This window comes from Legionella tucsonensis (assembly GCF_001468035.1).
Classification (GTDB): Bacteria; Pseudomonadota; Gammaproteobacteria; order Legionellales; family Legionellaceae; genus Legionella; species Legionella tucsonensis.
The window spans coordinates 459,588-472,023 of record NZ_LNZA01000001.1 but is presented as its reverse complement, the minus strand read 5'-3'; the positions used below and the strand labels follow the sequence as shown (position 1 = coordinate 472,023).

Genomic DNA, 12,436 nt, shown 5'->3' with positions numbered 1-12,436 from the left:
AAATAAATTTTTTGGGATATCAAATAGACAATATTATATTAATCATTTGCTTACTGTCTATAAATAACTTTAAAAGTAAAAAAATAGACCTGATTATATATAAATCTGCACAAAAAGAAAATTTATGAGCTATTTAAATTTTCTTTTTGCTTCTATGTGTAAGCAATTGTCAATAATGAGCGTGATGTTTTCACCTCCAAGCCCCCTATAATACTCCTTAATTCGATCTATACTATAGTTAAGATTAATTTACATTTTTAGCCGCTCATAAAACAGGAAAACGGGTCAAAATATGGTCTTTTTGAAAAAAAATAGTCAAAAGTGAACTTGTTTCTTGATGATTTATGTCTTCTGAGCGACAATAGCACACCTAATTAAGTGCACAAGAGAACCCATGAATCTTTCCAAAGAATTAGCTAATGCTATTCGCATGTTAAGTGTAGACGCAGTAGAACAAGCCCAATCAGGACATCCAGGAATGCCGCTAGGCATGGCTGATATTGCCACCGTTTTATGGAAAAAGTTTTTAAAACACAATCCGAAAAATCCTCATTGGTTTAACCGCGATCGTTTTGTATTATCCAATGGACATGGTTCCATGCTGCTTTATTCATTGCTGCATTTGACCGGATACAACCTCTCATTAGATGATCTGAAACATTTTCGTCAACTCAATTCGAAAACGCCTGGACACCCAGAGTTTGGCCATACTCCTGGGGTAGAAACCACTACCGGTCCTTTAGGGCAAGGCTTAGCCAATGCAGTAGGTATGGCTTTGGCAGAATGCGTTCTAGCAACTCACTTCAATCATGATGATTTGCCTCTTGTGGATCACTATACCTATGCATTTACTGGTGATGGTTGTCTCATGGAAGGCATTTCTCATGAAGCGTGTTCACTAGCAGGTACTTTAGGTTTAGGAAAACTGATTGTTTTCTATGATGACAATGGAATTTCCATTGATGGTAAGGTTGAATCTTGGTTTACTGATGATACAGCACAACGTTTTAGAGCATATCAATGGCAAGTCATCGAGGCAATTGACGGCCACGATATGGATGCAATTGAGCAAGCTATTCTTAAAGCACAAGCCAATACCTCGCAACCCACGTTGATTATCTGTAAAACAATAATCGGACTAGGAACCTCCGTAGCCGGTAGTGAAAAAGCCCATGGTTCTGCATTAGGTGCGAAAGACGTTGCCAATGTACGCGAATTTTTTAAATGGAACCATGAACCTTTTGTTATTCCCGATGCCCTTTATCAACAGTGGAATCATGCCGAGCAAGGGGAAAAAGAAGAGCAACAATGGTTAATGCTTTTGAATGAATACCAACAGCACTATCCCCAAGAACATTATGAATTCTTACGCCGCATCAATGGCGATCTTCCTGATGATTGGCAAAGCCAAATCCATACATTTTTTGAGCAGTGTCGCAGCAATGACAAAGCCATTGCGACACGTAAGGCATCCCAACAATGCATCGAACATTTTGCTCGTATGCTGCCTGAAATGCTTGGCGGTTCCGCAGATTTAACCGGTTCCAATAATACCGATTGGTCTGGCAGCAAGGCCATTACTGGCGAAGATTATACAGGGAATTACCTGTATTATGGCGTGCGTGAATTTGGGATGGCTGCAATCATGAATGGTATCGCAGTCCATGGAGGATTTATTCCTTATGGCGGAACATTCCTCGTTTTTGCCGACTATGCACGTAATGCGGTACGATTAAGTGCTTTAATGAAACAACGCGTTATTTATGTCTTTACCCATGACTCAATTGGTTTAGGTGAAGACGGTCCAACACATCAACCGGTTGAGCATGCGTCCATGTTACGGATGACTCCGGGCATGAGTGTGTGGCGTCCTGCAGATTTAATGGAAACAGCCGTTGCATGGAAATTCGCTTTGGAGCATCATAATGGCCCAACATCTTTACTGCTTTCAAGACAAAATTTACCTGCATTGCCTCATAGTGCAACCGCAGCAGAATTAATTAAAAAAGGAGGTTATACCATTATGGATTGCGATGGTACTCCTGATGCCATCTTGATTGCAACGGGCTCAGAAGTTCAGTTGGCACTTGCTGCTGCAGAACAAGTGAAAACACGTGGACTTCAAGTGAGAGTAGTTTCCATGCCTTGTGTAGAACGATTTCTGGAGCAAGACCAAAGTTATAAAAATGAGGTATTGCCCCAAAACATTCACACGCGTATCGCAATTGAAGCAGCCAGTTCGGCTTATTGGTATCAATTTGTTGGCTTACACGGTGCAGTAATTGGTCTAGATCGTTTTGGCGTATCGGCCCCAGCAAATCAAGCATATCAATATCTGGATATTACGGTAGAACGAATCATTAAAACTTTGGAAAAATTAGTACAAAAACATTAAAAACATTATTAAAGAATTTGTAGCTGGTGCAGCGAAGCGTAACCCGGGGAAAACAACATCTTCGGATTAGCGCCTCACCTCCACCAAGCTACGATTGTGCACTTAACTTGAGATAAGTAACTCATTACTAAAATTGGAGAGAAGTAATATGACAATACGTGTCGCGATTAATGGCTACGGTCGCATTGGCCGTTGTATCTTAAGGGCAATTTTTGAATCCAAAAAACAAAATGAATTTGAAATCGTTGCGATCAATGACTTATCCGCTATTGAAACCACAGCACATCTGACCCGCTATGACACAACACATGGCCGCTTCACTTCTGATGTGAAAGTTGAAGGCGACATGTTAGTGATTGATGGCCATGGAATCAAAATCATTGCGGAGCGTAATCCTCTGAATCTACCCTGGAAAGAATTAAATATTGATTTGGTTTTAGAGTGTACCGGTTTCTTTACCGAGCGAGAAAAAGCAATGCAACACATTACTGCTGGTGCGAAAAAAGTATTGATTTCCGCTCCAGGCAAAAATGTGGATGCAACCATCGTTTATGGAGTGAATCATCACACACTTAAAGCATCCGATCTCATCGTTTCTAATGCTTCATGCACCACCAATTGCTTGGCACCTGTTGTGAAGCCATTAAATGATGCTTTAGGTATTGAATACGGTTTATTGAATACTGTTCATGCCTATACCAATGATCAAATGCTTTTGGATGGAAGCCATGAAGATTTACGCCGTGCTCGTGCAGCAGCTCACTCCATTATCCCAACAAAAACAGGGGCAGCAGCAGCTGTAGGATTGGTATTACCTGAGTTAGCAGGAAAACTTGATGGTTTTGCAATGCGTGTTCCAGTTTTGAATGTTTCTGTGATTGATTTTACCTTTACCGCAATGCGTGAAACCACCGCACATGAAGTTAATGACATTGTACGCAAAGCAAAAAGCCGCATCTTACAAATCAATGATGATCCTTTAGTATCCTGCGATTTTAATCATAACCCAGCATCTTCTATTTTTGATACCACGCAAACCAAGGTGTTTGGCAATCTCGTGAAAATTGTCGCCTGGTATGATAATGAATGGGGCTTTTCTAATCGCATGCTGGATACAGCACAGCACATGATGACTTGCTAAAACCCCCAGTTTGGAGATAACTGATGAATCTGATACAAATGAGCGATGTAGACCTATCTGGAAAACGGGTGCTAATTCGCGAAGATCTGAATGTTCCAATCAAAGATGGAATTATTACCAGTGATCAACGATTACAGGCAGCGCTACCCACTTTGAAAGCTGCCCTGGATGCTGGCGGTGCAGTTATGGTCTTATCTCATTTAGGTCGCCCTGAAGAAGGAAAAATAGAGCGACGTTTTTCCATGGCACCCATTGCAGAATACTTGCAAGAAAACTTGAACTATCCTGTTCATTTCGTAAGTGATTATCTCAATGGTGTGGACGTTAAACCAGGTGAATTAGTGGTTTGCGAGAACGTACGCTTTAATGTCGGTGAAAAAAATAATGACGAGCAGCTGTCAAGAAAACTTGCCAGCCTCTGTGATGTTTTTATTATGGATGCTTTTGGTACAGCCCATAGAGCACAAGCCTCTACGCACGGTGTAGCTCAGTATGCATCCGTTGCCGTTGCAGGACCCTTGTTGATTCGCGAACTGGATACTTTAGAAAAAGCACTTGCTGCCCCCCAAAAACCAATTGTTGCAATTGTTGGTGGTGCCAAAGTCTCTACGAAGCTCAGTTTGTTACGCCAGTTAGTCACCCTTGTTGATTATTTAATCCCTGGAGGTGGAATTGCAAATACCTTCCTCAAAGCACAAGGATTTGAAATCGGCGTCTCCCTTTATGAAGAAGAGTTGCTGCAAGAAGCACGTGATATTCTCCAGTTTGCTAAAGAAAAAGGGTGTCACATTCCTTTACCAAGTGATGTTGTTGTAGGCAAATCCTTTAGCGAGCATTGCCCTGCCTATAATAAGTCGCTGCAAAATGTTGCCTCTGACGACATGATTCTCGACATTGGTCCCACGACGGTGAGTGAGTATGTCGATATTATTAACGAGGCCAAAACCATCATTTGGAATGGGCCGGTTGGTGTTTTTGAATTTGCACAATTTGCCTTTGGAACACGTGCATTGGCTATTGCTATTGCTGAAAGCGATGCGTTTTCAATTGCTGGTGGCGGCGATACGCTTGCAGCGATTGATCTCTATGATCTGAATCAGCAAATTTCTTATGTTTCCACAGGAGGTGGGGCATTCCTTGAGTGTTTGGAAGGAAAGACCTTGCCAGCTGTTGCCATTTTGCAGGAGCGAGCAAAAGATGTTAAGACAAACTAAAATCGTTGCCACATTAGGACCATCCAGTAGTGATCCGGCAATACTTCGTGCCATGTTGACTGCAGGTGTTGATGTGGTACGCATCAATTTTTCCCATGCAGATGCCTCTGCGTTACAGCTCATTGCTTTGGTGCGCGGAATTGCTGAGGAATTAAATCTGCCATTAGCAGTAATGGCTGATTTACAAGGACCTAAAATCCGCATTGGGCGCTTCAAAAATAAATCCATCACTTTGATTGAAGGGCAAGCTTTTACTTTGGATTGCACCTCTGAACTGTTAGGTGATACTAATGAAGTGTCTGTGGCTTACCCAAGTCTGTCTCGTGAACTGGTTCCAGGAGATCATTTACTGCTTAATGATGGTTTAGTTGAATTAGAGGTTAAGAGCATTGCTAACTCCAAAATTCACTGTACTGTCATTGAAGGCGGTGTCTTAAGTGATCTGAAAGGACTAAACAGAAAAGGCGGTGGATTAGCAGCGAGAACCATGACGGACAAAGACAAGTGCGATTTACACACCGCCATTGAAGCAGAGGTCGATTACATCAGTTTATCCTTTGTAAAAGATGCCGAAGACATTCGCCATACCCGCGCACTCATCACTCAATTTGGCAAAAAAATACCTGTTATTGCAAAAATTGAGCGCACCGAAGCGTTAGAATACCTCACCGAAATTATTCAGGAAGCGGATGCAATTATGGTTGCTCGCGGCGATTTAGGTGTTGAAATAGGCGCTGCGGAAGTACCCGCAATTCAAAAACACATCATTGGTGAAGCACGTCGATTAGACAAGGTAGTGATTACAGCAACACAAATGATGGAATCGATGATTAACAATCCTCAACCCACTCGGGCAGAAGTTTCTGATGTTGCCAATGCTATATTGGATGGAACAGACGCGGTAATGTTGTCTGCAGAAACAGCCAGTGGCCAGTTTCCAGTAAAAGTTCTGAGCATGGTTAATAAGATTTGCTTAAGCGCTGAAAAACATGCCAGCTTTTACTATCACAGTACTGATCAAACCTGTCATTATCAACGTGCGGATCAAGCAATTGCTATGGCAACAATGCACGCAGCCAATCATTTCCCCATTAAGGCAATTATTACCTTAACTGAATCAGGTGATACCGCTTTATGGATATCACGACAACAAAGCACGGTTCCCATTATCGCTGTATCGGCTAATAAGCGAACTATAGGTCGTTTGTGCCTTGCTCATAATGTTTTTCCGGTATTCATGAATTATTATCCATTCGCTGCCGAAACGTTGAGTCAACAAGTGCTTGAGGAATTAATAAAGTCAGGTCATTTGGAGAAAAAAGGGTTTGTTCTATTAACTCGCGGTCGAGTAATTGGTACGGCAGGTGGTACAAACAGTATGGAGATTATTCGGGTTTAAATCTAATCTATATAAGTTCGCTGTGGGTTAGAAACCCCGTATACGCGTTCCGATATAAAACTATTCATTTTGCGGGTGTAGTTCAATGGTAGAACCTCAGCTTCCCAAGCTGATGACGTGGGTTCGATTCCCATCACCCGCTCAATTATCCAATTATTTTCAAATCAATACTTTCTCTCATTAAAATTAATTAATAAATATGCCTATAATTTATATTAATTGATTTTTTTAGGAACACCCATGTCTGCATCGGAAACTGAAATAATCGATATTCTTGAGCAAGCAAAGGTTATACCTATGCTTAAGGAGTATTTACGTTTTAACAACTTTAATTTGGAAGTTGAAGATGGCGGTATTTGTGCTGGATTGGCCGCTGTTTTTTGTAAATATGCTTTGGAAGAAAGGGAAGAAAAATTCTTTGCCATGTTGGATCTCCTTCATAAAAAAGGTCTGGATATTAAAAATCAAAAAAACCAAGGTGATCAATCTGAAGATTTAAGTCAACTGAACAGCTTTATCGCAGAAATTTTATTAGCATTCTTACCGCAAAAATTTAATACAAAACTTAGTCAAGATGACAATGGGAAACTCGTAAAAATTCTAATTGAAAATGAAAAAGAATCTAAAATTAAAGAAACAAAAAGCATGACGCTTCAATATAACCTTGGATTAACCGCTTCTCCTAGTGTTTGGACACAAATATTTAAAAAATTTAAAAATATTGATGGCTGTGCAATGACCATAACATCGCCAACCCATTCGATTGCAGTGTTCATGAAGGATGGTAAGTTTAGAGTCTATGACCCAAGTTATAATAAACGAGAAATCTGTAATAGTGAAAAAGAATTAACGAATCTTTTTAAGTACGATATTTCCTGAAGGCGATAAAGCAGCCTCTTTACTACCGTTAGCAGTGAATTTCTATTCCCACCCTGGAAAATCAGCGAATCCTATGTTTCCCAGTAAAAAATGGATCGTTAAACATCTTGGTGAGGAAAAAGTTAATAAAGCTGTCCGAATCAATAATCATGATTTTGATTCGCTAGCCATGGCTGCCTTACAAAATGATACAGAATTAATGGGTCTTTTATTTGAAAAAGGTGCTAACAATCCTGATGTGGCCCTGCAGTTAGCAGCCCGAGATAACCGCTTGAAAGCTCTTAATATGTTGTTAGAAGAATCATATAGAAAACTTTTAAAAGATTCTGAAAAAACAATGGTGGAATCCTGCCGGCTCGCCTTAGAATTTGGACGAACAGAAGCATTTATAATCCTTACCACGGATCATGAAATCAATGTGCATTTTAAAAAACATCTCGAAGAAGTTAAATCTCAAGCAGAAATACTAAAAAGAGTAGTTAAATCAGGAAGTTGGGAGTGTTTAGAAAAATTAATTTATTACTACGAGAATAATATTCCAAATCTTAATTTACATGAGTTAATTAGCGAGGATATTATCGAAACCGCTCAAAAAATAGGCAACAAACAGTGCTTAGAAATATTAAGTCAAAAAAGTGGGAAAGAAATACCTGCCGCCAATGCTATAGAATTTCCGAAAACCATCGAAAATACAAATCTTTTAGTAACAGGCTTTCGCTCATTCGTGGAGTTCCTGGCTTATTTATTTAATAAATTATTAAAGCAAGCCGCAACGTCACATAATTTCTTTAAGTCAGATATAGCAGCAACCGAAGAAAGCGAAGCGCTGGTAAAACCCAAAAGCGATCCGCCTTTACCTTAGCGACTTGCTAAATGAATCAATTAACTATTCAATAATTTCTTCTTTTTTCTCATTCCGAGACAATCCCAGTTTCTCTTTCAAACGTGCTACAACATCTGGATCATATTGTTTTGTGGTTTTATGCTTCACCACTACAGCCGTTGTCTTAGCCGGTTGAGCAGGTGCTGAAGTATTATACGTTGAAGAGCGCAGCGGATAAGTAGGAAAATAATCTTCTGCAGGGGGTGATTGATTCATTATTTTCGCTTGAAAACTTGAGTTTTGCTGATTCGAACTGGATTGAGTCGGCGTTTTTTCTACTTGAACTTTACGAGCGTTTCTTACACTTTTTTCAACACGCTTTTTAATCTTGACTGCTGCATGTTCTGCTTCCTCTTCACTTACCGCACCGATTTCATTACCGTGCAAGTCAACACGCATTTCGCGCAGTTTTAGGCATGCCAAATAATCAAGTCGTCGCGTAAATAAAACCACTGCTTCCCTTAATTTACTTTTAGAAATACCTACTTCTTCTGCCTTATCTGCATAAAGCAAAATATCATCCATAATCCCCACTTTTAACGGGCGGATTCGTAACGAATTATCAAATGCTGCAGGAAAATTTGCAGCGAGCCATAACAATGCGTCTGTTCGTGCTTTTTTAGATCTATTTTTTTGAGCTTTATTAATAACGGCAGTGCGTGGGTGCAGCTCTTGTCTTCTCATTAGAGTACCCTTGTTAGATATTAAATGTCATATCCGGAAATGCAATCATTCACATTAATGAATGAGCGCACAATGTACAATGTTTAATGATTGTTTGCAAGCACTCTGAACAGTGCTCAGAAATTGCACATAAAAACTAAAAATCAAAGTAGAAAAATAAGCGCTGATAGTCCTATAATAAAAACAAGATTTCTTTAATCTGCACTGATGTTATATTATTTACGTTGATATGTCTCGTCAGATATATCATTGGAAGACGTATGGAGCACATATGACAAATTTCATAAACAAATTATTTATGCTATTTCTTGCTGTATTTTTTCCATGGATCGTGTTCCTAATGAATGATAATCCTGGAGCAGCATTTGTTTCCTTAGCCTTACAAGCTACGGTGATTGGATGGCCTTTTGCAACCATTTGGGCATGGCGAACACACTACCCCCCCTCAAAAGAAAAAAAATAAACTTATTTCATAAAGGAGAACTATGTTAACTCGCGTTATTATTAATGGTTCTAAAGGAAAAATGGGCGCTCTAGCCTGCGAAACCCTGCAAAACCATAAAGAATTTGAATTAGTTGCACAAATTGGCAAAGAAGATAATTTAGCACAAGCCATCAAAGACACTAAAGCTCAAATTGTTATTGATCTGACTCGTGCAGATTGTGTTTATCAAAATAGCCTCACAATTATCAATCACGGTGCACATCCTGTTATTGGAACATCTGGACTCCTTCCTGACCAAATTAACGAATTAACTGCTTTATGTAAGAGCAGCCGCCTGGGTGGAGTTATTGTACCTAATTTCTCTATAAGCGCGGTTTTGATGATGCTCTTTGCCGCCAAAGCTGCTGAATACTTTCCTGAGGTAGAAATTATTGAAGCACATCATCAACAAAAGCTGGATGCACCTTCCGGAACTGCTTTAAAAACTGCTGAAATGATTGCTGCGGCACGAAAAAATCCTAAAAATCAATTGAATCTCAAAGAATTAATTCCTGGTGCACGCGGAGGAGTACACTGTGAAGTCAATATTCATTCCTTGCGCCTACCTGGTGTTATTGCTCGCCAACAAGTCATTTTTGGCAGTGTAGGTGAAACACTAACCATTACGGATGACTGCATTGACCGACGAAGTTTTATGCCTGGGATTGTTTTGTCATGTCAGAAAGTAACGGGATTATCTACACTGGTCTATGGACTTGAGCATTTACTCTGATTAAAAAATCCCTAAAGCTTCTCAAGCTGTAGTTGGGTGAAGCAAAACGCAATCCCGGAAATTAGTTTAATATTGACTCCCCTATTTCTTCGCGCTTTGCCTCATTCTAACGTTCCCTTATAAACTATTCACCTCCTGAAGATATGACTCTTTGGACTTAGTAAACAAATCGCGCCATTCTTTTATTGTCTTTTCAACCAACACAGGATAAGTGTCATTATTTGGTCTTAAAAATGCGCGTAAACGACCATAAACTGAATTAGTAGCCTCGGTACGGCTTTCGTCTGACTCAGGCCGCTCTAGTGCAATTTGGAATATTTTTTCAATCCGGGCAATATTATCTTTTCCAGAGGAAGGGCTCAGCATTAAATCAAGAATTTTCAATATCCCATCAGGACTAGTCGGCAGCTCAGGAAAGAACACTGCAGACCAACGGGAACCCGAGTCTATTGGAGTAAACAGGCCTTTCTCATTAATTAATGGATGTAAGGCATCATAAAGCCGATTACAATTTGTTTTACCTAATTGTCGCGCGGCCAAACGACAAATCAGTGTATTTCCAGGCAGTAAATATTCTTTTACTTTTTTAGAGCCGCCAATAAAAATATTTTTCACTTCGTTATCGGTTGCAATCCGGTCATCCTCTTTAAGCGCTCGCTCATTATCCAGACGCTTGATAATTTCAGTGGCTATATCTTCTGGTAAATACCAATCAGGAGTTTTTATTCCTTCGGATCCTGGCGCATTCTGCCCTGCATGTTCATGCTGATGACGACTCATATAAAGATCAACGACCAAGGAAACAAAACGGATGCGATTTTTTTTATCCGAAAGTTCATCAAATACGGGCCAGCTTCCGTAGAGTTCTTTATAAAGAATCATGGCATCAGTATGGATAAGCTCAATCGCTTTCCTGTCCTTGCCACTCACACAAGAACCATAAGAATGCCCGCCAAGGGTCAAAATAATCAGCTGCTCCAAAGAACTCAAAAACAATTCTCTGCCTGCATAATCAAAAATCGTCGCTGTCCCTGGTTTTGATTCTAAAACACTTTTATATTGCTCCAAAAGCGTCTGCAGCCCTGGGGTCGAAGAAGCATATTTTTTCGCAACAGCCAATAAATTCAAACTGTCTTTATCATTCGACGGAGTATAATAAACCCGTTTTGCTATATTATAAGGGTGATTGTTTTGGAGAATTGCTTGAGTTTTTGCTCGCCGTTCTACAGCCGCTCGCGCTAATTTGTACAGCTCTAAATCAGGAGGTAGTGTTGGCAAATAATCCGTTATCCAGTTCGGCACATAATCTGCTGCATGAATTGGGCTAATCAGCGTTTGTAAGAGTGGAAGCTGCTCTGACTTCGAATGTTCCATCACTTTAGCAAGATTTGAATCGCTATGACGCTCCTGAACTGCCTGTGGCCATTCCAATCCATCGCGTGTGGCAATATGGCTCGAGCGATACCGCTTCTTTGAGAGTTCACGAATTTTTCCTTCACGGCTTACTGCCAATAAACTATGGGCAGCATAATTTGCAGGTAAAGGCAGCGTTCGGTGACGGCTGGATAAAAAGGTAACCGCATCTTCTTCCCGCTCGAACTCTTTAAGTACATGTCCTAGAAAAAACTGCTGATGATGGGGTAATACCCAATACCATTGTGGAATACTTGAAATGTGTCCCACTGTGTCAGCGCATTCCAGCTTAAAATTCTCTGAGGTGAGCAGTTTTTTAAACTTGTCTAATTTTTTATCCACAGTATAAGGATCAGCCGCCAAAATTCGCATCATTTCTCGCAGGTGCGGGCTCAGTTGATTAAACCATAAAGGAAGCGGTGAAGATCCCGCAGCAATTTGTTGTAGGTCTGTAGTCAAACTGATTGCTTTCTTTTTTATTGAATCCCAATTAAATAAGAAATCATTAAAATCATGGACCACTTCAGTGGGGCTTTCAATTTTTCGATCCAGATTGCAAAAATAAGCTTGTTGATGCTCATTAAGAGTATAAAACCAGGGTGGAGTTTTCGGATATCTTTCTTTTTTTATTTGCTTTAATTCATTTAGAACTTGATCGTAGTAAGGAGAAAGTGACTCGTCGAGCTGGATAATATAGTCATCCTCTCCCAGCTTCATGGGCATTAATGTTGCCAGATCAGAGCGCCCACGACGCATTAAGTCATATTGCTCCGCTTCGTTCAAAATCTCGATTGCTTCTTTAATAGAAGTACCCCATGCCAAAGCAATCACTTCAAGTAATTGGGCGGTGTATCGTTCCAGCTCCTTATGCAATTCTTCCGTGGAGCCTTTTGCTTCCAACGCCCTATCTTTACATTCAACAACATACTCTTCTAAAGTGCCTTTAGCTAAAAAGCTGCTCTGCGGAGGCAGGGGGTATGCGTCAAGAAGAAAGGAGAACGCATTACGAAAACTGTTAATCCGTCGCTCATAACTGCGGTGATTATCGGGCTTCTGGTGGTAAGCTTCGAGAATATAACCAGGAAAGCGAATTTCTAAGGCCTGGAGTACTTCGTGTGGTAATTCGGTACCATAAGGTACACGTAAAATAATTCCTTTTCCCATCGATTAATTTCCTTAACTACTTACCCCAGTTCAAAATAACGCCGGTA

10 protein-coding genes and 1 tRNA gene are annotated in these 12,436 nt (G+C 40.2%); 9 read left to right on the top strand and 2 right to left on the bottom strand.

Annotated elements, in window-relative coordinates:
* Positions 1–394: 394 nt before the first annotated feature.
* From tkt to Ltuc_RS02030, 7 genes are all read left to right on the top strand, one after another.
* Positions 395–2,395 carry a transketolase gene (gene tkt, locus Ltuc_RS02060; protein WP_058519699.1) on the top strand — a complete coding sequence of 667 codons (2,001 nt, stop codon included), beginning with the start codon at positions 395–397 and terminating at the stop codon, positions 2,393–2,395.
* A 148-nt stretch (positions 2,396–2,543) separates the two neighbouring features.
* Positions 2,544–3,536 (top strand): type I glyceraldehyde-3-phosphate dehydrogenase, encoded by a 993-nt coding sequence (gene gap, locus Ltuc_RS02055; RefSeq protein ID WP_058519698.1) that lies wholly within the window; start codon positions 2,544–2,546, stop codon positions 3,534–3,536.
* A 23-nt stretch (positions 3,537–3,559) separates the two neighbouring features.
* Positions 3,560–4,750, top strand: a complete 1,191-nt coding sequence (locus tag Ltuc_RS02050; protein ID WP_058519697.1) for a phosphoglycerate kinase — start codon at positions 3,560–3,562, stop codon at positions 4,748–4,750.
* On the top strand, positions 4,734–6,149 hold the full coding sequence (pyk, locus tag Ltuc_RS02045) for a pyruvate kinase (protein ID WP_058519696.1): 1,416 nt from the start codon (positions 4,734–4,736) through the stop codon (positions 6,147–6,149). The genes Ltuc_RS02050 and pyk overlap by 17 nt, the downstream gene beginning before the upstream one ends.
* Positions 6,150–6,220: 71 nt before the next feature.
* A tRNA-Gly gene (locus Ltuc_RS02040) sits at positions 6,221–6,291 on the top strand.
* Between the two features lie 98 nt (positions 6,292–6,389).
* Positions 6,390–7,028 (top strand): hypothetical protein, encoded by a 639-nt coding sequence (locus Ltuc_RS02035; RefSeq protein ID WP_058519695.1) that lies wholly within the window; start codon positions 6,390–6,392, stop codon positions 7,026–7,028.
* Positions 7,029–7,197: 169 nt separating this feature from the next.
* A complete protein-coding gene (locus tag Ltuc_RS02030; RefSeq protein ID WP_133138374.1) occupies positions 7,198–7,890 on the top strand; it encodes a hypothetical protein in 693 nt (230 codons plus the stop codon).
* A 24-nt stretch (positions 7,891–7,914) separates the two neighbouring features.
* Here the strand turns inward: Ltuc_RS02030 and Ltuc_RS02025 are convergent, their stop codons facing one another.
* Positions 7,915–8,595 carry a ProQ/FinO family protein gene (locus Ltuc_RS02025; protein ID WP_058519693.1) on the bottom strand — a complete coding sequence of 227 codons (681 nt, stop codon included), beginning with the start codon at positions 8,593–8,595 and terminating at the stop codon, positions 7,915–7,917.
* A gap of 271 nt (positions 8,596–8,866) precedes the next feature.
* On the opposite strand from Ltuc_RS02025, the gene Ltuc_RS02020 reads away from it, so the two are divergent.
* Together Ltuc_RS02020 and dapB are read left to right on the top strand one after the other, a co-directional pair.
* The gene (locus Ltuc_RS02020) at positions 8,867–9,058 is read left to right on the top strand and encodes a hypothetical protein (protein ID WP_058519692.1); all 192 of its coding nucleotides are present in this window, start codon (positions 8,867–8,869) and stop codon (positions 9,056–9,058) included.
* A 22-nt stretch (positions 9,059–9,080) separates the two neighbouring features.
* Complete coding sequence (gene dapB, locus Ltuc_RS02015) at positions 9,081–9,812, top strand: 4-hydroxy-tetrahydrodipicolinate reductase (protein WP_058519691.1); 732 nt, start codon at positions 9,081–9,083, stop codon at positions 9,810–9,812.
* A 117-nt stretch (positions 9,813–9,929) separates the two neighbouring features.
* On the opposite strand, the gene Ltuc_RS02010 is transcribed toward dapB, so the two are convergent.
* Positions 9,930–12,389 carry a hypothetical protein gene (locus Ltuc_RS02010; protein WP_058519690.1) on the bottom strand — a complete coding sequence of 820 codons (2,460 nt, stop codon included), beginning with the start codon at positions 12,387–12,389 and terminating at the stop codon, positions 9,930–9,932.
* Positions 12,390–12,436 lie beyond the last annotated feature (47 nt).